The 24,022-nt window shown below is 69.1% G+C and carries 15 protein-coding genes; 13 read left to right on the top strand and 2 right to left on the bottom strand.

Going from position 1 to position 24,022, the window contains the following annotated elements:
- Positions 1-2: 2 nt before the first annotated feature.
- The 7 genes from STHE_RS13020 to STHE_RS12990 all read left to right on the top strand — a co-directional run bounded on the left by STHE_RS13020 (position 3) and on the right by STHE_RS12990 (position 9,873).
- Positions 3-905 carry an ABC transporter permease gene (locus tag STHE_RS13020; RefSeq protein WP_012873051.1) on the top strand — a complete coding sequence of 301 codons (903 nt, stop codon included), beginning with the start codon at positions 3-5 and terminating at the stop codon, positions 903-905.
- 34 nt (positions 906-939) lie between these two features.
- Positions 940-1,998 (top strand): CapA family protein, encoded by a 1,059-nt coding sequence (locus STHE_RS13015; RefSeq protein ID WP_012873050.1) that lies wholly within the window; start codon positions 940-942, stop codon positions 1,996-1,998.
- A gap of 45 nt (positions 1,999-2,043) precedes the next feature.
- Positions 2,044-3,828 carry a M28 family peptidase gene (locus STHE_RS13010; protein WP_012873049.1) on the top strand — a complete coding sequence of 595 codons (1,785 nt, stop codon included), beginning with the start codon at positions 2,044-2,046 and terminating at the stop codon, positions 3,826-3,828.
- 180 nt (positions 3,829-4,008) lie between these two features.
- Positions 4,009-5,781 carry a M28 family peptidase gene (locus STHE_RS13005; RefSeq protein WP_012873048.1) on the top strand — a complete coding sequence of 591 codons (1,773 nt, stop codon included), beginning with the start codon at positions 4,009-4,011 and terminating at the stop codon, positions 5,779-5,781.
- Between the two features lie 176 nt (positions 5,782-5,957).
- Entirely contained in the window at positions 5,958-7,187 is a 1,230-nt protein-coding gene (glgA, locus tag STHE_RS13000) for a glycogen synthase (protein WP_012873047.1), read from the top strand.
- A 62-nt stretch (positions 7,188-7,249) separates the two neighbouring features.
- On the top strand, positions 7,250-8,134 hold the full coding sequence (locus STHE_RS12995) for a dimethylarginine dimethylaminohydrolase family protein (protein ID WP_012873046.1): 885 nt from the start codon (positions 7,250-7,252) through the stop codon (positions 8,132-8,134).
- 146 nt (positions 8,135-8,280) lie between these two features.
- Positions 8,281-9,873 carry a zinc-binding metallopeptidase family protein gene (locus tag STHE_RS12990; RefSeq protein ID WP_041400336.1) on the top strand — a complete coding sequence of 531 codons (1,593 nt, stop codon included), beginning with the start codon at positions 8,281-8,283 and terminating at the stop codon, positions 9,871-9,873.
- 489 nt (positions 9,874-10,362) lie between these two features.
- Here the strand turns inward: STHE_RS12990 and STHE_RS12985 are convergent, their stop codons facing one another.
- Positions 10,363-11,547, bottom strand: a complete 1,185-nt coding sequence (locus STHE_RS12985) for an NAD(P)/FAD-dependent oxidoreductase (protein WP_012873044.1) — start codon at positions 11,545-11,547, stop codon at positions 10,363-10,365.
- A gap of 280 nt (positions 11,548-11,827) precedes the next feature.
- Here STHE_RS12985 and STHE_RS12980 point away from each other — a divergent pair, with 280 nt between their 5' ends.
- Both STHE_RS12980 and STHE_RS12975 read left to right on the top strand, forming a co-directional pair.
- A complete protein-coding gene (locus STHE_RS12980; protein WP_169308205.1) occupies positions 11,828-13,198 on the top strand; it encodes a metallophosphoesterase family protein in 1,371 nt (456 codons plus the stop codon).
- Positions 13,198-16,692: an ATP-binding protein gene (locus tag STHE_RS12975; protein ID WP_012873042.1), complete on the top strand. Its 3,495-nt coding sequence runs from the start codon at positions 13,198-13,200 to the stop codon at positions 16,690-16,692. Before STHE_RS12980 ends, STHE_RS12975 begins: the two co-directional genes overlap by 1 nt.
- Here the strand turns inward: STHE_RS12975 and STHE_RS12970 are convergent.
- Complete coding sequence (locus STHE_RS12970; protein ID WP_012873041.1) at positions 16,689-17,708, bottom strand: hypothetical protein; 1,020 nt, start codon at positions 17,706-17,708, stop codon at positions 16,689-16,691. The genes STHE_RS12975 and STHE_RS12970 overlap by 4 nt on opposite strands.
- 511 nt (positions 17,709-18,219) lie before the next feature.
- Between STHE_RS12970 and STHE_RS12965 the strand changes: the two genes are divergently transcribed.
- The 4 genes from STHE_RS12965 to STHE_RS12950 all read left to right on the top strand — a co-directional run bounded on the left by STHE_RS12965 (position 18,220) and on the right by STHE_RS12950 (position 24,018).
- Positions 18,220-19,872, top strand: coding sequence for a thiamine pyrophosphate-dependent enzyme (locus tag STHE_RS12965; RefSeq protein ID WP_012873040.1), 1,653 nt, complete (start codon positions 18,220-18,222; stop codon positions 19,870-19,872).
- A gap of 830 nt (positions 19,873-20,702) precedes the next feature.
- Positions 20,703-21,896, top strand: a complete 1,194-nt coding sequence (locus STHE_RS12960; RefSeq protein ID WP_012873039.1) for an iron-siderophore ABC transporter substrate-binding protein — start codon at positions 20,703-20,705, stop codon at positions 21,894-21,896.
- The gene (locus STHE_RS12955; protein WP_012873038.1) at positions 21,893-22,951 is read left to right on the top strand and encodes a FecCD family ABC transporter permease; all 1,059 of its coding nucleotides are present in this window, start codon (positions 21,893-21,895) and stop codon (positions 22,949-22,951) included. Before STHE_RS12960 ends, STHE_RS12955 begins: the two co-directional genes overlap by 4 nt.
- A 2-nt stretch (positions 22,952-22,953) precedes the next feature.
- A complete protein-coding gene (locus STHE_RS12950; protein WP_012873037.1) occupies positions 22,954-24,018 on the top strand; it encodes a FecCD family ABC transporter permease in 1,065 nt (354 codons plus the stop codon).
- Positions 24,019-24,022 lie beyond the last annotated feature (4 nt).

Genomic DNA, 24,022 nt, shown 5'->3' with positions numbered 1-24,022 from the left:
GGATGGCACAAGCACAGACCCTGAGCAGAGAACAGATCGAAACCCAGCGGGCACCCCGCTCGTGGGGACGGATCGCCTGGCAGCGCTTCGTGCGGAACCGCGTGGCGGTGCTGTCGGCCCTGTTCCTGATCGTGATGTACCTGGTCGCGCTGTTCGCACCGGTCCTGGCGCCGTACGACCCGAACGAGGTCGACATCCTCTATACCCACGCCCGGCCGTCCCGCGAGCACCTGCTGGGGACCGACGAGAGCGGCCGGGATGTCCTCTCGCGCCTGATCGTTGGTTCGCGGGCGTCGATGAGCGTCGGTCTCATCGCCATGGTGATCTCGATCGCCATCGGCTCGCTCATCGGCGCCGCGAGCGGCTACCTCGGCCGGGCGGTGGACAGCGTCCTGATGCGGCTGACCGACGGGATGATGGCAATCCCGTATTTCTTCCTCGTCCTCATCGTGGTGGCCGTCTTCGGGTCGAGCTTCCGAAATATCGTCATCGTCATCGGCGTGACCAGTTGGATGGTGGTCGCCCGCATCGTGCGGAGTGAGGTGCTGCGCTACCGGAACCTGGAATTCGTCCAGGCAGCGCGGGCACTCGGGGCAACGAACGCCCGCATCCTGTTCCGCCATATCGTGCCCCATACCGTCCCGTCGATCATCGTCGCGGCGACCCTGGGCGTGGCCAACGCCATCCTGCTGGAGTCGGCGCTGAGCTATCTCGGGCTGGGCATCCAGCCACCGCAGGCCAGTTGGGGCAACATGCTGAGCAACTCCCAGGCATACCTGTGGGAGAACCCGATCCTGCCGGTCTACCCCGGCCTGCTCATCCTCTTCACCGTGCTCGCCTACAACTTCCTCGGCGACGCGCTGCGCGACGCCCTGGACCCGCAGTACCGCGAAGGGAACCTGTAGGTCACCAGTGGTGAGTTTGGAGGGAAGGACAGCCATGCAGAGTCGTCGCCCGACCACGGTCAGCCTGGTCGGAGACGTTATGATCCGCACGCCGTTCGCGCAGCAGCCGGCCGCACAGGATCCCGCCTTTGCCGCCGCCGTCGCTGAGATGCGTAGCGCCGACCTGGTGGTCGCCAACCTGGAGATGCCGCTGTCGAACCGCGGCTACCGCGTCCCCAAGCACTCCAATCTCCGCTCCGATCCGGCGATCATCGACGACGTCAAGGGCATGGGTGTCCACGCCGTGACGCTCGCCAACAACCACATGATGGACTACGGTCACCCGGCGCTCTTCGACACGCTGGAGGCCTGCGAGCGGGCCGGCATCCTGCACTGCGGCGCCGGGGCCGACCTGGACGCGGCCAGCCAGCCGGCCTGGCTGACCCACGACGGCGCCCGCATCGCGCTCCTGAGCGTCGCCTCCACGCTCCCGGTCGAGTCCGACGCCGGACCGGGCAAGCCGGGAATCGCGCCCATCCGCGTCGGCTTCTCCTTCGAGGTTGACGCGAACCTGTTGGTCGAGCAGCCCGGCACCATGCCGATCGTGCGCAGTTGGGTCGACCCCACCGATCAGGAGCGCGTCTGCGAGCAGATCGCCGCGCTGAAGAAGGAAGCCGACGCGGTCATCGTCGGCATCCACTGGGGCGTCCCGTCCTACTGGCTGTCGCCGTACCAGGGTCTGCTGGCGGAGTACCAGCAGCCGCTCGGGCACGCCCTGATCGACGCGGGCGCCGATGTCGTATGCGGCCACCACTCGCACTCGCTGCATCCGATCGAGATCTACCAGAACAAGCCCATCTTCTACAGCCTCGGGAACTTCATCTTCGAGCAGCCGCGCGGCTTCATGGAGCCGGAGTCAGTCATCGCCCGCGTTACGTTCGGGCCGGAGCCATCAGTCGAGCTGGTGCCGTTGATCCTGGACGAGGCGGGCTTCCCGCAGCTCGTCAGTGGCGCCGACGCCGAGCGGGTGTTCGCGCTGCTCAACCGGCTCTCGCAGCCCTTCGGGACACAACTGGAGATTAGTGGCGACCGCGCGCAGGTCGTCGTCGGGTAGGGAGGACGGGGAGCCGCTCCGCTCCCCAAGGAAGGAAATGGCGGTATGGATCGTTTGACCACGATCACACAGTGGACCGACCCGGAGTTGGAGCGGGAGATCGTCGACGCCATCTCGCTCGACGTGCCCTGGAAGCTGATCGAGGACTTCTCGACGCTGCACCGGCTCTCCGGCTCGGAGGACGAGCGGCGCGCCATCGAGCTCATCATCGAGCAACTGAAGGAAGCGGGCATCCCCTACACCCTCTACGAGCCCGAGTGCTTCATCTCCATCCCCCTCGAGGCCAGCGTCCGCACCCTCGGACCGGACGGCCGCTCGTTCCGCGCCAAGACCCCGGCGATGTCGGTCTCCACCGACGGCGAGGAGATCGTCGGGGAGCTTGTCTACGTGCCGAGCGGGGCCGGGGCCAACTCGGGTGACGTCTTCTCCACGGGTGTGGACCTGGGCGGCCAGGACGTGGCCGGCAAGATCGTGCTGACCGAGGGCATGGCGTCCCCGGGCAAGGTTGCCGACGTGATGGCCGCCGGCGCCAAGGCCGGGATCTTCATCAACCCCGGCGAGGCCATCCACGAGGGCATCTGCACCACCATCTGGGGCACTCCCGACCTCGACTCGATGGGCCGCCAGCCCACCATCCCCGTCGTGGCCGTCAATCACCCCGACGGCCAGGCCCTCATCGCCGCCGCCCAGGCCGGTGCCCAGGTGGCCCTGGCCACCCGCCTCGACACCCGCTGGCGCCCCATCCCCGTGCTCGTCGCCGAGATCCCCGGTGCCCGCGTCCCCGAGGAGTTCGTCCTGCTCCACGGCCACCTCGACTCCTGGCACGTCGGCATCGGCGACAACGCCACCGGCGATGCCACCCTGCTGGAGCTGGCCCGCGTCTTCTGGGCCCACCGCGACCGCCTGGCGCGCTCGCTGCGCATCGCCTGGTGGAGCGGCCACTCCCATGGCCGCTATGCCGGCTCCACCTGGTATGCCGACACCTTCGCCCTGGAGCTGGCGCGCCACTGCGTGGCCCAGGTCAACTGCGACTCCCCCGGCTGCCGCTGGGCCACCACCTACAACAACCTGACCGCCATGAGCGAGACCGAGCCCTTCGTCGACGCCGTCATCCGTGCCACCACCGGCATCACCCCCCAGCCCGAGCGCCCACCGCGGGCCGGCGACTACTCCTTCAACAGCATCGGCCTCTCCAGCTTCTACATGCTCAGCTCCACCATGGCCGAGGAGGACCGCCTCGCCAAGGGCTACTACGCCGTGGGCGGCTGCGGGGCCAACATCGAGTGGCACACCGAGGGCGACACCCTCGCGATCGCCGACCGCGACATCCTGCTGCGCGATATGCGCATGTATGCCGCCTCGGTGCTGCGGGTGCTCACTGCCCCCCTGCTGCCCTTCGACTGGACGCGCACCACGGCCGAGTTCCGCGCCACCCTGGCGCGCTACCAGGAGGCCGCGGGCAGCGGCTTCGACTTCGGCCCGGCCCAGGCGGCGGTGGACGCCCTGGAGGCGGCGCTAACCCGCTTCTATGCGGCGGCCCCGGCCGTCGACGATCCGGCCGAGCCGGCGGCGCGGCGCTTCAACGCGGCGCAGGTGCGGCTGGGGCGGCTGCTGATCCCGGTCAACTACAGTCGGCAGGCGCCCTTCTGGCATGACCCGGCGCTGAACGTGCCGCCGCTGCCGGACCTGGCCCCGGCGGGGGCGCTGGCACAGGCGAGCGACCCGCACCGGCGGGGGGTGCTGCGCGCGCATCTGACCCGCGGGCAGAACCGCCTGGTCTGGACCCTGGAGCTGGCCCGCGAGACCGTCGAGGCCGCCACGGCGAACTGATCGCTCCCAGCCTGATCACGGCGCCGCCGGACACCCCGCGGCGCCGTTCCTTTGCCCGCTGGGACACCGAACGCGCATGACCGCACATGTGACACGATGTGGGATCATGCGGAACCGAAAGACTGTACTGTGCCAGTCGCGCAGTGAAGAACAGTCGCGACGAGCGGAGGGTTCGAAGACATGGTTGACGCGACATTGACCACGCTGGAGCAGGCGCTCCGCGACGAGATATCGGCCGAAAGGCTCAAAGCCCATCTGGAAGTGTTCAGCCGCCTCTTCCGGGACAGCGGCACCGAGGATGAGCGCCGCGCGGCGGAATACATCGCCGAGCGCATGCGCGAGTACGGGGTGGCGACCGAGATCCTGGAGTTCGACGGCTATATCTCCTGGCCCCGTGAGGGTACGCTGACGGTCTTCGACGACAAGGGCGGCGCTCAGCAGATCCCCGTCCGTACCCGATCGTTCGGTGCCTCGACCCCTCCAGAAGGCATCGAGGCCGAGCTGGTCTTCATTCCGTTCAACAAGCCCGCCAAGGGCGAGATGATCTTTAGCCATCGAGCCGTCGCCGGCGACTATACCGGACGCGACGTGCGCGGCAAGATCGTCCTCACCGCCGACGGCGGGCCGGACGGCGTCCGCCGTGCCCAGGAGCGCGGCGCCCTCGCCCACATCCACATCTGGCCGTCGGACGAGCCGGTCATCCACGAGATGATCGCCACCAGCATCTGGGGCACGCCCACGCGCGACTCGGCGCCGCGCATCCCGCGCATCCCGGCCCTCGGTGTAACGCACGCCGACGGGGAGCGACTGCGGGAAATGTGCGAGGCCGGCACGGTCCGGGTACGCATCACCTCCGACGTCCACACCGCCTGGATGCGCCTCCCGCTGGTGGTCGCCGATATCCCCGGGAGCGAGCCCAACACCTTCCTGCTCGTCGGTGCTCACATCGACTCCTGGTACGAGGGCATCACCGACAACGCGACCGGCGACGCGGCGCTGATCGAGATGGCGCGCGTGCTCAGCAAGTACCGGGAGCACCTGCGCCACGGCGTTCGTTTCGCCTGGTGGCCGGGCCACTCCACCGGTCGCTACGCCGGCTCGACCTGGTACGCCGACACCCACTTCATGGAACTGCGCAAGTACTGCCTGGGCTACCTCAACATCGACTCCCCCGGCGTCCGCGAGACGGAGATCTGGGACTGCCGCTACAACTGCGGCGAGATCGAGCACCTGACCCGTGCTGCGGTCAAGGAGCTGACCGGGCAGGATCCGAACGTGCGCCGGCCGCTCAAGGCGGGCGACCAGTCGTTCCTGGGCGTCGGACTCCCCTCACTCGGAGCCTTCCGCATGCTCCCGATCGACCACCCCGACCGCAAGGCCGTGGGCGGCTGCGGTGGCGGCTGGTGGTGGCACTCGCCCGAGGACACCCTCGACAAGGCCGACCCGGAGATCCTCGCCGACGACACCCGGCTCTACGTCACGATGACGGCCCGCATGTGTGTCCCGGCGCTGCACCCTTACGACTTCGTCCCGGTGGCCAACGACTTCATCAATCACCTGCGCGACTTCCAGGATGTGGGAGGCGCTCACCTCGACCTCACCCCGGCACAGCACCAGGCCGACCTCTTCCGAGAAGCGGCCCTGCGGCTGCGGGAGAAGGCGGCTCGCGTCGCGGCCGAGGGGAGCGACCCGACGCACCTGAACGCGGGCATGCGCGCCCTCTCCCGGATCCTGAACCCGGCGCTCTTCACCATTGCCGGTGCGTACGAGTTCGACCCGGCGCTGCAGTTGCCGGTCCTGCCCGGCCTGGCGCCGGTTCAGGAGCTGGCGACTCTCGATCCGGAGAGCGACGACTATCGCTTCCTGCGGACCCAGCTCCTGCGCCAGCGCAACCGCATCGAGGACGCATTGATGCAGGCCACCGCCCTGGCCAACTCGCTCGCTGAGAGCTGACGCGCCGACCCAGCCGACACGCACTGACCGGCCGCCCCGTGTCCGGGGCGGCCGGTTGCGTCATCGTTAATGTTATTGTTGACTTGGCCCTCGTGTCCGCTTCGCCAGCCCAGCGAGCGAAGCGGAGGCAGACTGCGATAAGGCGCAATAACGACGACGGGAGCGAGGACACATCAGTGGTTCAGCCGAGCAAAGTCGCGATCTTCACCAACGAGTACCCGCCTAACATCTATGGCGGCGCGGGCGTCCACGTGGAGTACCTGAGTCAGGCGCTCGCCAGGATCATCCCGGTCGAGGTGCGCTGCTTCGGCACGCAGGACATCGATGAGGGCAACCTCCGCGTCAAGGGGTACCTGGGATGGGACGAGGTTAAGCAGAACACCGACGCGCGCTTCACCGGCGCACTGGACGCCCTCTCTCGCGACCTCCTGATGGCGAAGGACAACTTCGACGCCGACATCGTCCACGCCCACACCTGGTACACGCAGTTGGCCGGATTCTGGGCCAAGCAGCTCTGGGGCGTGCCGCTCGTGGTGTCGATCCACTCTTTGGAGCCGCTGCGGCCGTGGAAGGTGGAGCAGCTCGGCAACGCCTACCACCTCAGCAGTTGGATGGAGCGCACCGGGATCGAGGGGGCCGACGCGGTGATCGCCGTCTCCAAGGAGACGCGGAACGACGTGCTGGCGCACTTCAACGTGCCGCCCGAGCGCGTGCACGTCATCCACAACGGCATCGACCTGAACGAGTACCAGCCCACGCCCAACACCGACGCCATCCGCCGCTACGGCGTCGATCCCGACCGGCCCTACGTCCTCTTCGTCGGCCGCATCACGCGCCAGAAGGGGATCATCCACCTGGTCAACGCCATCCCGGAGCTGGATCCGGAGCTGCAGGTGGTGCTCCTGGCCGGCGCTCCCGATACACCCGAGATCGGGCGGGAGATGCAGGAGCGCGTGGCAGCCGTCAGCGCGAAGCGCGACGGGGTCTTCTGGATCCCCGAGATGCTGCCACGCCCGGACGTGATCCAGTTCTACTCCCACGCCAGCGTCTTCGTCTGCCCGTCGGTCTACGAGCCGTTCGGCATCATCAACCTCGAGGCCATGGCCTGCGAGACAGCCGTGGTTGCCTCGGCGGTCGGCGGTATCCCGGAGGTGGTGGTCGACGGGGAAACCGGCGTGTTGGTGCCGCTCTCCCTCAAGCCGGGCACCTTCGAGCCGGTCGACCCGGCACAGTTCTCGTCCGACCTCGCCGCGGCCGTCAACCGGGTCACGCGTGACCCGGACATGCAGGCACGCATGGGCCGCGCCGGCCGACGCCGGGTCGAGGAGCGCTTTAGCTGGGACGCCATCGCGCGGCAGACGCTGGACCTCTACGGCACGCTGCTGGAGGCGTCCGGCAGGTCGTGACGCCGGCCACGGCGGCTGCTACCATGCGACCGTACGTCTGGTGAAAACGGGGGGAGGGGCGCATGGCAACCGAGCGCGAACGGCACTGGGGCGGCAACACGATGGCGGGGACACTGCGGCGGGCGCTGGTCTTCCCGCCCGTCCCGCCCGGACCCGACGTCTCCTGGGAGGCGTTCGGCTACCTGCGGCCGATCGATCACGACCTGGCAGTGCGTGAGCACGCCGCGCTGCGCCAGATCCTGACCGACGCCGGAGTGGACCTCGTCGTCGGGGAGGTCGATGACCCAGGGCTGCCGGACGCTATCTTCCCCTTCGACCCGGTCTTCATGACCGACGCCGGAGCCGTCCTGTGCCGCATGGGGAAGCCGCTCCGCGCGCCCGAGGTCGCCCTGGCCGAGGAGACGATGCGCGACCTGGGAATCCCCATTGCCGGGCGCATCGTCGAACCGGGCACGCTCGAAGGGGGCGACTGCCTCTGGCTCGATGCCCAGACGCTCGCCATCGGCCGCGGCTACCGGACCAACACCGAGGGCATCCGGCAGATGGCGGAGATCATGGCGGCGCAGGGGGTCGAGGTCATCACCGTGGACCTCCCGCACTGGCGCGGGCCCGGCGAGTGCCTGCATCTGCTCTCGCTCATCAGCATGCTCGACCGCGACCTGGCGGTCGTATACCTGCCGCTGCTCGCCGCCGAGTTCGTCCAGCGCCTCCAGGAGCGGGGTATTCAACTGGTGGAGGTGCCTGACGAGGAGTTCCCGACCCAGGGTCCGAACGTCCTAGCGCTCGGCCCGCGCCGCTGCCTGTTGCTGGAAGAAAACCGCGAGACCGCCCGCCGCCTCGAAGCAGCCGGCTGCGAGGTGATCCTGTACCAGGGCCGGGAGATCTCCCACAACCGGACGGGTGGCCCGACCTGCCTCACCCGTCCCCTCCTGCGCGACCCGCTGTAAGCACGCCACCGAGGAGCGCCGGCACGATGCCGGCGCTCCTGCTTTGCCGCTTGACACCCCGCCGCGTCCCCGGCTACCGTGCCGCCGTCACAGTCGCACCAGAACGAACCGGCCGTAGCCGGCAGAGAAGGGTGGGGGTGATCGCTATGCGCTACCCGGCGAAGCAGCACGCGATGGACTGGATCGACCAGCAATCCGCGCGACTCTCCGCGTTCAATGAGGAAATCTGGCGCTACGCCGAACCGGCCTGGCGCGAGTACCGCTCGGCTCGGGCCTACGTCGAGCTGCTGCGCTCCGAGGGGTTCCATGTCGAGGAAGGCTCCGGCGAGATGCCGACCGCCTTCGTCGCCACCTGGGGCGACGGCGGCCCGGTGCTCGGCGCCTACGCCGAGTACGACGCGGTTCCCGGCAACTCCCAGCAGGTAGTACCCTACCGGGCGCCGCGCGAGGGGCTGAGCCCGTGGGCCGCCGGACACACCGACCCCCACTCGATGCTCGGCACCGCCGCGCTGACCGGGGTCCTTGCCGCCAAGGCCGCCATGGAGCGCTACGGCATCCGGGGGACGCTGAAGTTCTTCGGCGAGCCGGCGGAGAAGGTCTGCGGCTCCAAGCCGGTCCACGCCGCCAAGGGCTACTACGACGGCTTCGACGCCTTCATCGCCTACCACCCGCACGCGACGAACACCGTCGCCTGGGAGACGCAGTGCGGCTCCTACTGGAGCGCGGTCTTCACCTTCGAGTGCCTGGAGCCGGAGACCTGGATCGACAAGACGCTCCTGCCCCAACCGAGCAGCCCCCACGCCGTCGCCCGCTGCCCGGGCGCGATCGACGCGCTCTGCCTCATGTACACGACCACCAAGTACACCAAGGAGGCCATGTTCCCCCACACCGGGACCTGGACACTCAACGAGTTCATCCTGGTCGGGGGAGACGCGACGTCTGACAATCTCCCGCCGCGGTTGAGCCAGATCCAGTACTCCTGGCGCAGCCCCACGCTCGGCATCCAGCAGCAGATCTACAACGTGCTGGTCCAGAACGCCCGCCACGCCGCGGCAGCGACTGGCTGCGTCGTCTCCGTGCGTTGGGTCACCAAGACGCGCGTCGGGCTGCCGAACAACGCCTTGGCCGCGCTCACCTACCGCAATCTGGAGGCGGTCGGGGCGCCAGTCCTCAGCGAGGAAGCGCGCGCGTTCGGCCGCGAGATCCAGCGCAACCTCGGCATCCCGCCGATGGAGAACCCGTTCGACCCGGCCTGCGAGCAACTGGTTTCACCCGAGGAGTACGAGGCACGCCTGCGTCGGGTCCTCCCCGACTGGCAGCGCAACTTCACTTCGGACGATTACGTCGAGTACACCTGGCACGCCCCGACGGTCCGCCTCTTTACCGGCCGGCCGCGCCTGCGACCACACGACCCGTCCTATGAGTACCCGGCGTGGGCATACAACGCGCTGGGTGGACTGCCAGCGGCGGTCGACCCTGGCATGTTCGTCGCCGGGAAGACGATCGCGGCGACGCTGCTGGACCTACTCACCCAACCTGACGAGCTGGCCCGTGCGAAGGCAGAGTTCGTCGAACGCACCGGGGGCGGCGTCGGCGGCGACAAGTGGGTCGCGCCCCTGCTGCCGCGCGACTTCCATCCGCCGGTCGACCTGCGCTGGCCCGAGTACATCCGTACCGAGCGCGGCGAGGAGTGGTGGGTGCCCACCCCCGGCCCCGCCGGCTTCGGCGAGCGGCTGTAGGGGCGGAGGACACGCACGGGGATCCCGCGCTGTGGTGTGAGCCCGGGGCTAAAGCCGCCGGGCTCACAACGGAAGCCGGCTGAAGCCGGCTGGGATTGGTGGTGAGAGAAGCGGGAGTGATGAGGGGTGTATCGGCGTCGGCGCGTGCCCGGGGGTAAACCCCCGGGCTGAGTGGCGGGTAAGCCCACTGAAGGGGCTGTGATGGCTACATGCATGCGTCCCCGACTTGGCAGCCTGCCGAGCGCGGCGTCTCCTGCCCCTGAAGTGGGCTTCGATTCCTAGCCTGGCAGCTTCAGCCCCGGCACGAAACCACAATCTGGCGACTCCTCATTACACGCGATGCGCTCACTGCCCTTTCTTAGCCCGCTTTAGCGGGCTTCATATTGTCAGCCCGGGGGTTTACCCCCGGGCACAGGCCACGACGTGCTCATCCTCACACCACCCAACTTAGGCAAGGGCGGTATGCTGCGTTCTTCTGCCACCCGGCCCCTACCGCGAGATCGTCGCCTGGCTCTCGCCGTAGTCGTTCTCGTCGATCCAGGGCTTGCCCTCGGCGAAGCGGGTGGAGCGGAACGGCGTCAGATCCACCGTCTTGGGCTGGCCCTCGGTGATCCACTCGGCCAGGCACTTGCCGATGGCCGGGGCGGTCTTGAACGAGGTGCCGCTGTCCCCGGTCATGCAGTAGAGCCCCTCGTACTGCGGCAGGTGGTCGATGATCGGCCGGGAGTCGGCGCTGCGCATCAGGATGCCCGCCCAGTTGCCCCGCATGGTGCTGTGGCGCATGACCGGCCAGCGCGCGATCAGCCGCTCGCGGCAGTAGTCGACGAAGTCCTGCGACACCGCCTCACTGTACGCCTCCGGGTCGGCCGCGGGCCGGACGCCCTGCTCCCCGCCAATAAGCGTGCAGTTGCCGTCGACCGGCCGTGCCCAGGTGTGGTTGATCCGGTCGATGTAGGTCATGTGCCGCGGCGAGCGCTCCAGCGCCCAGCGGAAGACCGTCACCCGCGCGTAGCTCGGCACCAGCGGGAGGTCGATCCCCAGCGGCTCGAAGAGCTGGTTGGCCCACGCCCCGGCGGCCACCACGACCACCGGCGCCGCGATGGTGCCCGCCGTCGTCTCGACCCCGGCGACGCGATTGCCCTCGGTGAGCACGCGCGTCACCCGCGTGTCCAGCTTGAAGGTGACTCCGAGATCCATCGCCGCGCGGGCGAAGCTGTAGGTCGTCGCGTTCGGATCGGCGAAGCCCGAGTCCGGCTCGTAGGCCACGCGCACCACGTCGTCGAGGCGCAGCGACGGATCGAGCTCCCGCGCCTGGTCCGGCGTCAGCAGGTGGGCGTTGGCGCCCAGCTCGCGGTGCATGGCGACGTTGGCCTCCAGGTGGTGGTCGTACTCCGGCGGCACGAAGACCATCAGCCCCACCTTCTGGAACCCACACTCGCCGCCCACCATGTCGGACCAGTTGGCGAAGTACTTCAGGCTCTCGACCGCGAGCCGCGTCTCCGGCTCGTTCGTGTAGTGGGTGCGCACCAGCGCTCCGCTCTTACCGGTCGCCCCGGCCGCCAGGTGGCGCCGCTCGACCACCACAACGCGCTTCACCCCGGCGCGCGCCAGGTGGTAAGCGATGCTGGTGCCATTAGCACCCGCGCCCACCACAACGACGTCCGCTGTCTCCATCAGGGATGCTCCTCTCAGAGATACGTGATGCGTCATACGTCGTGCGCCATACGTGATGCGTCTTGCCTCCCCGTCACCCTCAGCCCCGCTCGGATGGAGCCCACCAAGAGAGAGGGGAGAAGTACGGAATACGCAATACGCAGTACGGGTGACGCATGACGTATGACGCATCACGCCTTGCCGCCGCTGCGTCGTCTTGGTACCCCAGCGGCGAGCCGTGGTCAAGATGGGATCTCAGGACCGACGGGCAACTTTGACACTCCTTGCAGCCTTTTTGTCAATGGTGCTACGATCCGCCTGGGACCCGCCGGCCAACGTCGGGGGCGGCCGGGATGCGTTTCTTGGGTTTGGGGGACACGTGCGTATCCTCTGCGCCGGGGATCTGCACCTCGGGCGTCGTTCCAGTCGAGTGCCGTGGGACGGCGACGGCGCCGCCGGGTCGTGCGCCGAAGCCTGGATGAGGCTCGTCGAGTGCGCCATCCGTGAGCGAGTGGACCTCGTCGCGCTGAGTGGTGACCTCGTCGACCACGACAACCGATGGTTCGAAGCATTCGGCCCGCTGGAGCGGGGCCTGAAGCGCCTTGCGGACGCCGGGATCCCGGTCTACGCCGTCGCAGGCAACCACGACTACGACACCCTCCCCCACCTGGCCCGCACGATCGACGCCGGGAACTTCCGCCTGCTCGGCGAGGGCGGGACCTGGGAGCGGGCAACTGTCGTGCGCGAGGGTCGCCCGCTGCTGCACATCGACGGCTGGTCCTTCCCGGCCGAGCGCGTGACCGCCAGCCCGTTGCCCGACTATCCACGCCACCCACACGACGGAGTCCCGGTACTGGGATTGCTGCACGCCGATCTCGACCAGCCGGGGAGCCGCTACTGCCCGGTAGCACTGGCTGACCTGCACCAGATCCCGGTGGACATCTGGCTCCTCGGGCATATCCACGCACCTGCGCTGCGTGAACGGCCAGGCTGCCCGTTGGTGCTCTACCCCGGCTCGGTCCAGGCGATGGACCCGGGCGAGACCGGTATGCACGGCGCGTGGATTGTCACGGTTGCCGCAGGCGCCCGGCCTGCCCCGCGCTGCATCCCGCTCTCCACCGTTCGCTACGAGGCGCTCGAGGTCGACCTGACGGGTGTGACGGACGAGGACGAGGCTCGATCCCGCGTGGTCGCAGCCATCCGCGCCGCTCTGCAGGAGGCAGCGACCGACGCGGGGCCGCTGACCTATCTTTGTTGCCGGGTACGGCTGACAGGCCGGACGCACCTGCACCGCTCCCTCACGGGTATTGCTCGCGGGTTCGAGGAAGAGTTCAGCCTCCCGGACATGAGCGGGCGCGTCACCGCTCTGGTGGAGCGAGTGACGATCGATACCCGCCCGGCGATCGACCTGCAGGCGCTCGCCGCGGCGCCTCACCCGGCGGGGGAGGTCGCCCGGATGCTGCAGGCGCTCGATGGTAATACCGATCCGCCGCCCGAATACCGGCCGTTGATTGACCGAACCGTTGCTGCGCTGCGCGCCGTGGCAGACCACCGCTGGTATCGGGATGTCGCCGGTGATCCCGCCCCGGACGCCTCGGTCGCTCGCCGCTATCTCGTGCAGGAAGGCTGGCGCCTGCTGGATACCCTGCTCCAGGAGCGAGGTGAGGCGTGATGCGCGGGGGTGACGGCCGCGACGCCCTGCGCGTCGCCGAGATCGAAGTCCGGCGCACACCGGGGATGCCGAGCGGCTTCCGCATCACGGGGCTCAGTCCCGGGCTGAACCTCGTCTACGGCCCGAACGCCTCAGGGAAGACCACGACCGCGCGGGTCATCCACGGGCTCCTCTGGCCGGACGTACTGCCGGACGGCTGGTCGCGCGCGGCGTTCAGCGGGGTGCTGCACCTCGGGAACGAGCAGTGGCGCATTGACTACGACGCCGGCCATGCGACCTACCAGCGTAATGGGGTCAACGCCGACCCGCTTCGTGTCGCCGTACCCGATGACCACCGGGACCGCTATCTCCTCTCGCTCCATGACCTGCTCCGCGAGGAGGATGCCGGTGGACCACTGGCCGAGGTGATCGTCCGGGAGTCGGCCGGGGGCTACGACGTGCCCCGGGCGATCGCGACGCTCGGCTATCGCGCATCCCCGCCCCGCGGTGGGCGCCCCCCGGAGGTCGTCGAGCGCGTGCGGGCCGCGCAGCAGGCCGTGCGGGTCACGCGCGAGGGCTACGAGCACCTGCGGCGCGAGGAGGCGCGGCTCGATGAGCTGCGTGAGCGGGCGCAGCGCGCGATGGAAGCACGAGACCGCGCGGCGCTGCTCGAACAGGCGCTGGCGTACGCCGCGGCGCGCCGGACGTTGGATGAGGCGCGCGAGCGGCTCGCCACGTTCCCGGAGGTGCTGGCCCGCCTGCACGGGGACGAAGACCAGCGACTGGAGCGGATCGAAGCGAACCTCACGAGCGCTCGCCAGCGCCGCACTGAGGCGGAGCAGGCACTGCAACGCGCCGAGGCAGACGCGAGAGAGACCGGTCTGATGGGCCACGAGCTGCCCCCCGGCTTCATTGAGCGTCTCCGCGGGCTCTACGCGGAACTGCAGGACCTCGCGAGCGAGATCCGCCGGGCCGAAGCCGCGTACCAGGAAGCACTCACCCAGCGGACGGAAGCACGGCGCCGGATCGACCCGGGGTTGACCGACGAGCAGATCGCAGCGCTCGACCGGGACGGGCTTGACGCCTTCGTGCAGGCGACCAACGAACTGGCGCGGGTGATGGCCGCGGAGGACGCCGAACGTCAGCTCCAGGCCTGGGTCGGGTCCGGCAAAGCCGTCGAGGACCTGCGGCGGCTCCAACAGGGGATCGGGCTGCTGAGCCAGTGGCTCAGGACACCTGCTCCGCACGACGAAGGGGAACAGACGGGGGCGATCCGCGCCGGGGTCGCGGCGGCACTCCTCGTCACGGCCGAGGGAGCGCTGCTTGGGCTTCTGGTACACCCGGCACTGTGGGTGCTGGCCGTTGTCGGCATCGGTCTGCTCATCGTCATTCGACGCCGCCCGGTCGACTCCGATGCGGCGGCCGTCAGGGAGAACATCCAGCGGGAGTTCCTGCGGCTGGAGCTCGGCCGCCCGGCAGCCTGGGAGACCGAGGAAGTCGAGAAGCTCTTCGACCAGTTGATTGCGCGGCTCCAGGCCGCGGCGCTGGAGCACGAGCGCGCACAGCGCTGGGCTGGTCTAGCTCCGCGCGTCGCGGAGCTTGCAGCCGCACGACTCCAGGCCGAAGCACGGCGGGAGGGAATCCGCCAGCGGTACGGCCTCATCGTGGACGGGGACGTGGCCCGGTTGGCGCTCCTGGCCAGCAACGTTGCTGCCTGGCAGCGAGCCAATGACGAGGTCGTCACCCAGGAGAGCGCGCGGGATCTGGCGCGCACTCGGTTCCGGGACGCGCTGGCACGCCTGAACGGCGAATTCGAGCGATTCGGTTACTCCGAAGCGGTCGACCTCCCGTCCGCGGCCGGGTACCTGGAAGATCTCGCCGCGCGGGTAGAGCGCCTGCGCCAAGCGACCGATCAGGCGGCACGTGCCCGTCAGGCGTTGGAGGACGCTTCACACGAGATCGCCCGGCTGGAGGACGAGCGCAGGGCACTGCTCGAACCACTGGGCCTCTCGGAAGACGATCCTCGCGCCCTGTACGAGTGGCTGCGCGTCCTGGACGACTACCGGAACGCCGTCCGCGCCGTCACCGACGCTGAGGCGGTAGTGAGCGTGAGCGCGTCTGCTCTCGCAGAGCACCCCGACCTCCTCGACGCCACCGCGGAGGCGCTGAGGCAGGAGCTGCACGAGCAGCAGCTACTTGCTGCCGAACTGGAGTCCATCACACGGGAGATCGGTGGCATCGAGCGGCGCATCAGCGAGGCGCGGCGGCAGCAGGACCTGGAACGCGCCCTGGCCGAGCAGGACGACGCGATGGCCGCCCTGCGCGCGGCGCGTGAGCGGGACTACGCCCTGGCCGCCGGCGCGGTACTGGGCGAGTTCGTGCAGGAGCGCACCCGCGACGGCACCCGGCCTCGCGTCTTCCACCGCGCCCGTGAGATTTTCGCCGGCATCACCCGCGGCCGCTACCACCTGGAGTTCCAGGACGAGTCCCCGCCCGCGTTCCGCGCGACCGACACCGGCACCGGCATCGGGCAGAGCCTGGAGGAGCTCTCCAGCGCAACCCGGCTGCAACTCCTGATGGCTGTGCGCCTCGCCTTTATCGAGGAGGCCGAGCACGGCCCGCGCCTGCCCCTCCTGCTCGACGAGACGCTGGGCAACAGCGACGAGCAACGTGCCCGGGCCATCATCGACGCCACGATTGAGATCTGCCGCGCGGGCCGCCAGGTCTTCTACTTCACCGCCCAGCACGACGAGGTCAGCAAGTGGCGGGCGATCCTGCGCGAGCACCCCGACCTGCCGCACGCCGTCCACGACCTGACCGAGATCCGCGGTCTGGCCGACTACGAGCGCCTGCCGCTGGCCGATCCGGTTCCGCTGCGTACCCCGGTGCCAGCTCCAGGGGATATGACGCGCGAGGAGTACGGCCGTGCCCTGCGCGTGCCCGGGATCGACCCACTCACCTCCCATATCGGCGGCGTCCACCTCTGGTATCTGGTGACGGACCTCGATACCCTCCACCGGCTCCTCGAACACGGTATCGCCACCTGGGGCCAGGCCGAGAACCTCGCCGCTCGGGGTGTGCTCGACAGCCTCCTGGACAACCCCGTGGTCTATCAGCGCGCGGCGGCGCGCGCCCGCGTCCTCGCCGCCGTGCTCGACGCCGTCCGTATCGGTCGCGGCAAGCCGGTCGACCGCGCGGTCCTGCTCGACTCCGGCGCGATCAGCGCGACGTTCATCGATCGTGTCACCGATCTCGCCCGGGAAAAGGGCGGAGACGCCAAGGCGCTCGTCACCGCGCTACGTGACCGGGTCATCCCGGGCTTCCAGCAGCGCAAACTCGATGAGCTGCACACGCACCTTGTTGAGCAGGGTTACCTCGACGAGCGGGAGCGCCTATCGCCCGAACAGATTCGCACGGAGGCCCTGGCCGCCGGGGGGCCCGACCTCCAGGCCGGTAACCTCACTCCGGCAGACATCGACGACCTCCTGGGCCACGTACTCGTTGGAGCGGACTAGCCCGGCGGGAGTGCGCTCGACGGACCGGGGTCGGCCCGCTCCGAGCGCTGCGTAGTGGAACGCCTCGACTCCCCGGTTCCCCCATCACCGGCGGCGGATGGCAATTCACTGCCCGGCCCCGCCGCCGGAGGCGGGAGCGGGACAGGCGGCGTCTCATCGGGGAGGTGGGAGCGGCACTCGTCGCAGTGGTTCCGCTGGAGCTGCATCTCCTCAAGGGCCTGACCGAGATCGGCGAGGTCGTGGATCCCGCTGCTGGCAACCGGCGCACCGCACCCGGGGCACGAACCCAGTACAACGAGATCGAACGCGCCCGACTCCGAATCCCTCAGCGCGGCGAAGCGGACCCCGTCGACTTCGATCTGGCCGGAAACCGGCTCCACCTGCACCCCGAGCCGCCGCGCGAGTAGCTGCCGCAGCGCGACCGCAGCGCGCATGCGCTCCCGGCGCTGTTCCTCGTTCCGGTGCAGGTCTTCGCGGAGCTGGCGCGCCCGGAAGGCATCCACGGCGATCTCGCGCAGCCGAAGCTCGGGTGGTGGGAGCCGCGCCGGCGCCGCTGGGGCGTTGGACCTCTTCCTGCCCTCCTCCTTCGCCGGCTGCTCCTCACGTGGTCGCGAGCGGGAGCCGCGCGCAAGGCTGGGCAGCGTTGGAAGTCGCGGCATCCGAGGGGTGACCGACGCGCTCCAGGACGATAGATCGTCGCCGAAGGTCGTCGCGGCGCCCCGCGCCGCGTTCCAGGCACGGATGCCGGCTCGCCCCAGTGCCAGGACGACCTCATCGCTGCGCTCCGCCAGGCGGCGCAACCACGCGCCGAGGTCTGACCGAGTCACGGCTGCGTGATCCGGCGGGTCTCCGGGGATGTCGCTATCCGGCGTCTCCTCGGGATACCATCGGACAGGCGGGCCCCCTTGCGACGGCACGGGCTCCTCACGGCGCCCATTGCCGTCACCCTCGAGCCGTGACCCGGTCAGGGTGTGAGGCAGGTCGCGCGCGCCCTGAGTCTCCTGCGTCGAACCCATCACAACTCCTTCTCCGAGGCATGGGTGCTGCCAGCAGCCGGGCCGGAACGCCGCACGATGCAGGCCGCACCACCAGCACCCCATCCCCGCACATGACCTTCTGCCACCAACGTTTTCGGCGCATGATTCGCACCATCATGCCGGGCGCGACGTGGGAAACGGGGTGATTCGGTACCCATCCCGGCCGCTGCCAGCAGCGACACACCGCTCTGGAGCCGGCCCGAACGCACCCGCCGAGCGACACAAGCCACAAGCCGTTCACTGCCTCTCGGGGGCGGATTCTTCACTCATGGGGCAACCCGCGCGCACTCATTCGCGCCATTCCACAAGCGGGATACTGATGTGATGCGCGGCGCACCGGCCCACGACTTGCGCATCCTATACATTCGCGGAGAACCGTCATACAATCGCATCAACGACCAGCCTGGGACAGCGGGTGCGACACGATGGGGTGTACGCACCGACTCAGGTGACCCACCAGTACATCTCGACGGCGAGAGGGGGTGCAGTGATGGCACAGATGACGGGTGGGGAGGCGCTGGCAGCCGCGTTGGTGGCGCACGAGGTGGCGGTCGTCTTCGGCCTGCCGGGCGTGCAGCTCGACTGGGCCTTCGACGCCCTGTATGCGGTCCAGGACCGCATCCGGGTCATCCACACCCGCCACGAGCAGGCCACCTCCTACATGGCCGACGGCTATGCGCGCACCACCGGGCGGCCGGGGGTGTGCCTGGTGGTGCCGGGACCGGGGCTGCTCAATGCGGCCAGCGGGCTGGCCACGGCCTATGCCTGCTCCAGCCCGGTGCTGTGCCTGGCGGGGCAGATCGCCAGTGACCTGATCGACCGGGGGCGGGGAGTGCTGCATGAGGTGCCGCGGCAGCTGGAGCTGGCGGGGTCGTTCACCAAGTGGGCGGCGCGGGCGCTGGCACCGGGGGAGGTGCCGGGGTTGGTGGCGACGGCCTTCGAGCAGATGGCGAGCGGGCGACCGCGCCCGGTCCTGATCGAATTGCCGCCGGACGTGCTGGCGGCGACGGAGGACGTCGCCGTGCCCGACGCGGTCCGGCGCTCTTCGCAACCGCCCGGCGACCCCGATCTGTTAGAGGCCGCAGCCAAGAAGCTCGGCCGGGCCAAGAGCCCCCTCATCTTCGCTGGAGGTGGCATCCACGCCGCTGAAGCCTGGGAAGAGCTGCGAGAGCTGGCGGAGATGCTGCAGGCGCCGGTCGTGATGACGGTCAACGGGAAAGGTGCGATCTCGGCTCGCCACTACCTGGCGCAGAACATGATCGCGGCGCGTGAGCTCATGCCGGCCGCCGACGTGATCCTGGCCGTCGGCACACGCTTCGCGCTGCCGCAAGTCACCGAGTGGGGCCCGAACGGCAACCAAACAGTCATCCACCTCGACGCGGAGCCAAGCGTGAACGGCCGCCGCGGCCGTCGACTCGGCATCGTAGCCGACGCCCGCGCGGGGCTCGCGGAACTCGTCGACCGCGTCCCGCGCCACAACCGTAAGCGCCCGTCGCGGGAAGACGAGCTGACCGCAGTCAAGGAGCGGATCGACGACCTGCTGTTTGAGCTCCAGCCGCAGGCCTCCTACGCACTGGCGATCCGCGAGGAGATCCCGGACGACGCGATCGTCGTCAATGAGAGCACCCAGGTCGGCTACTGGAACTGGGTCGGCTTCCCGGTTTACGAGCCGCGAACCTTTATCGCTCCAGGCTACCAGGGCACGCTCGGCTACGGCTTCGCCACGGCTCTCGGCGCACAGGTCGGTAACCCCGACAGACGGGTGATCTCGATCAACGGTGACGGCGGCTTCATGTTCAACGTCCAGGAACTCTCGACGATGGCCCTGCATAACATCCCCGTGATCACCATCGTCTTCAACGACAACGCCTACGGCAACGTGCGCGCGTTCCAGAAGCAGTTCTTCCACGGCCGATACATCGCCACGGAACTGCGAAACCCGGACTTCGTCAAGCTGGCCGAACTCTTCGGCGTCGAGGGTCGGCGTGCTGAGGGGCCCGAGGGGCTCCGCGTCGCCCTGCGCGAGGCGCTCAAGCACGACCGCCCGGTCCTGATTGAGGTACCGGTCGGCGAGATGCCGAGCCCCTTCCCGCTCCTGATCCGCGGGCTCAAGGCCGCGCCGTGGAGCTGGCCGTGTGAATAGCGCGGGTCTGGAGCGGATGTGCCAGTTTATGTCATGGTGAGCGGAACCGGGCCCGGCGGCGAGCCGGGTTTGGTGGAGGCGAAGGATCTCGGGGTGAGATCACCGCTCCCGCGCGAGATCCTTCGCTTCGCTCAGGATGAGGATTCCGTCTTGGGAGCGCCTAGGGTCGCGGAACGTGCCCGGGATTAAGCCCCGGGGCTCACAACGGAAGCCCGCTCTAGCGGGCTAAGTGGGACAGGACTCACACCCCGATATCAGGTTCCCACCATCCCGGCGCGTGCCGGGGGTTTACCCCCGGGCACGAATCAGACGGTGGACACCGCACCAGCCAGATGTGAATTCAAGGTTCCCAGCCGGCTGCAGCCGGCTTTCATTGTCAGCCCGGCAGAGCCGTCATCGGCAGGCTGAGCGGCAGCCGTCGCAGAACTACGCCAACGGCAAAGTTCCTCTTGACAGGGCACAGGGGGATCACTAGACCAATCCCGACTAATTTAGTCGGGATTGCCCCGGCTCCGGCAATCGCTCGAGTTGGGGACGCGGTGGGGAACCGAGCCCGACTAGACCGGCGCCGGTAGAAAGACAGACGACGAGCGTCGCGCTGTCCTTCGTGGTGAGTATAGCAGGTGCGATCGTGACCCGTAACTGGTCGTGGACGGAATGTTCGGATCCAGGCACGGGGCGCGACATGGTGACGCACTGACGCGGGTGGTGATCGGGACTGGACCGGCGTCTGGGTGGCGATAAGCCGGGGCGACGATCCGTGGAGCGGACGGGGAACCGCTCCTTCGATGCGGGGACTGCCACGGCACGTGATAGGGACAGGGAGAGGGATGGGATCCGTACGACCCGGGACGACGGCGGGGAACCATCAGGGACTAGACCTCAAAGTACTGACGCGGCGGCGATTCCTGCGCGCGCTGGCGAGTGCGGGCGCCGTGTTGCCGCTGGCAGCGGCTCTGGCGGCCTGCGGCGGTGAGGACGAACCGGCGAGCACCACCTCGCCCACGAGCGCAGCGACGGCATCGCCGGGAACCACGCAAGAAGCCGCGGCGACTCCGACCACCGCCGGAACCACGGCGACCGCGGAGGCCACGGGTACGTCCGGCGTCTTCCCGGTCACGGTCGAGCACAAGTTCGGGACCACGGAGATCCCGGAAGAGCCGGAGCGGGTGGTCACGATCGGCTTCAGCGAACAGGACCCGGTCCTCGCGCTCGGCGTCAAGCCGGTGGCCGTGCGCGAATGGTTCGGGAACCACCCGTACGCCGTCTGGCCGTGGGCGCTGGACGAACTCGGCGATGCCGAGCCCCAGGTTCTGGTGATGCCGTACGGTGAGCTGGACTTCGAGACGATCGCAGCGCTCCGGCCCGACGTGATCATCGCGACGCACTCCGGTATCACGGCAGAGGAGTACGCGACGCTGTCGCAGATCGCCCCCACGGTGGCGCAGTCGGGCGATTACCCCGACTTCGGCATGCCGTGGCAGGAGCAGACCCGGCTGATCGGCCGCGCGCTCGGGCGTGAGTCTGTGGCAGAGGAGCGGATTGCCGAGGTCGAGGCAGCCATCGCCGAGGCCGCGTCGGCCCATCCCGCGTTCGCCGGGGCGACCATCGCGTGGGCGTCGCCCAGTGATGACGGTCAGTTCTGGGCGGTCGGGCCAAACACACCGCCGATGCGCTTCCTGACCTCGCTCGGCTTCGAAGTGCCGGAAGACCTCGCGGAGGTCATCGGGGATCTGGACTCGGCACAGATCAGCCACGAGCAAGTCCACCTCCTCGACACCGATGTCCTCATCATGCAGGTGGACTCGCCCGAGCAGCGGTCCGTTATTGAGCAAGATCCCCTCTACCAGCAACTCCGGGTGTCGCGCGAGGGTCGCACGATCTTCTTCGAGAGCAGCGACGACCCGATCTACGGAGCGTTGAGCTTCAGCACCGTGCTGAGCCTGCCGTACCTGGTCGAGGAACTGGTTCCTCGGCTCGCCGCTGCAGTCGACGGCGATCCCAGCACCGAGGCAACCTCGTGAGCAGAGTCACCAGTGCGGCACCGGCTCCATCAACCGTGTCGCACCGGGGCGCACTCCCGGCGGCGAAGCTGGGGGTGACGCTCCTGCTCTGCGTCGTAGCGCTCGCGGTCGTGTCGCTGCTGAGCCTGCGCGTCGGCTCAATCGGGATCTCGAACTCAGACGCATGGGATGCTCTATTCCATTTCAACCCTGAGTCCTACGAGCAGACGGTCGTCCGCACGCTGCGGTTGCCGCGGACGATCATCGGCCTGGGTGTCGGCGCCGCGCTGGCCATGGCGGGCGCAGCGATGCAGGCGACCACGCGAAATCCGCTGGCCGGTCCCGACCTGCTGGGCGTCAACAGCGGCGCGGCCTTCGGCATCGTCACGGCCGTCTATTACGGCCACCTGACCCACCCGCTCCAGTTCGTCTGGTTCGCGTTCGCGGGTGGCCTGGCGGCCGCAGCGGCCACCTACGCCATCGGGTCGGCCGGGACGGGTGGTGCCACACCAGTGAAGCTCGCGCTCGCCGGCGTGGTCGTGTCGTCGCTGCTGAGTTCCTGGCTCACCGCGCTGCTCCTGCTGGATCAACAGACGCTCGAGGTCGTGCGCTTCTGGCTCGCCGGGTCGCTCGCCGGCCGGGACCTCGCGACATTCACCTCCGTCCTGCCGTTCCTCATGGTCGGGCTAATCGGCATGCTGCTGATGGGGAACCAGCTCGACATCCTCAGCATGGGTGAAGACACCGCGCGCTCACTCGGGATGCGTACGGGCCGGGTTCGCGCGGTGGTCACAGCGCTGGTGGTCCTGCTCGCGGGGGCTGCGGTGGCCGCGGCAGGGCCGATCGGCTTCCTTGGGCTGGCGGTCCCGCACATCGTCCGCCTCATCACCGGTCCCGATTACCGCTGGACACTCGCGTACTGCCTTGTCGTCGGCCCGCTCCTGTTGCTGAGCGCCGACATCCTGGGGCGCGTAGTGGCCCGGCCGGGCGAGGTGCAGGTCGGGATCGTCACCGCCGTGCTTGGGGCACCGTTGCTGATCGCGCTGGCACGCCAGCGCCGCGTCGCGGAGTTGTAGCGATGATGGCCCGTTCTGCCATCCCGTCGCCAGAGACCACGCCGCCGTCCGTGCGTTTCGTGCAGCTCGGCGGCGTCGCCTTCCGGGTCAACACTCGGGTCCTGGGCATGATCGGGCTGGCGCTGGTGGTCCTGGTGGCGCTGGGCGCGTGGGCCCTGACGCTCGGCAGCTTCCGCTTGCCCCTGCAGGCAGTCATCGATGCGCTCACCGGTGCCGAGGCGGGCGACGCCCGGTTCATCGTCCGTGACCTGCGCCTGCCGCGGGTGCTGACCGCCGCATTCGTCGGCGCTGCGCTGGCCATGTCCGGCGCGATCTTCCAGGGGCTCGTGCGCAACCCGCTCGTGTCGCCGGACATCATCGGCGTGAACGCCGGAGCGTCCTTCGCGGCGGTGTTCTGGATCGTCACCGGGCAACCGTCGCCGTTGCTCCCAGTGATTGCCTTCACCGGGGCCGTGGCCACGACGGCGGCGATCTACCTCCTGAGCTGGCGCGGGAACATCGCCGGTCCCCGCTTGATCCTGGTGGGCATCGGCGTCAACGCCATCCTGACCGCGCTCACCACGGGGTTAGTCGTCCGCGCCAATATCTACGAAGCCAGCCGTGCGCTCCACTGGACCACCGGCAGCGTGTACGCCGCCACCTGGGGCGACGTGCGCGTAGTCGCCGCGGTGCTGGCGGTCCTGGTGCCGGTGGGCGTGGCGCTGATGTGGGCGCTGCGGGTGATCCAGGTCGGCGACACCACAGCCCGCAGCGTCGGGCTGCCGCTGGAACGGACACGGCTCGCGCTAGTCCTGGTCGGATGCGCCCTGAGCGCGGGCGCCGTCGCGGTGGCTGGACCAATCGGCTTCGTCGCGCTGATGGTGCCGCATATCGCGCGGATGATCGCCGGCCCGATGTCGGGCAGCGTCTTCATCGTCACAGGTGTGCTCGGCGCCCTCCTGGTGCTGGGGGCCGACATGGTGGGACAGCATGCCCTCCCTGTGGGCGTCCCCGTCGGCGTCGTCACCGGCGCGGTCGGCGCACCGTACTTCCTCTTCCTCATGTACCGGGCGAATACACGGGTATAGGGGC

It is taken from the genome of Sphaerobacter thermophilus DSM 20745 (genome assembly GCF_000024985.1).
Classification (GTDB): domain Bacteria; phylum Chloroflexota; class Chloroflexia; order Thermomicrobiales; family Thermomicrobiaceae; genus Sphaerobacter; species Sphaerobacter thermophilus.
This window is presented reverse-complemented; position numbering and strand designations above follow the sequence as displayed.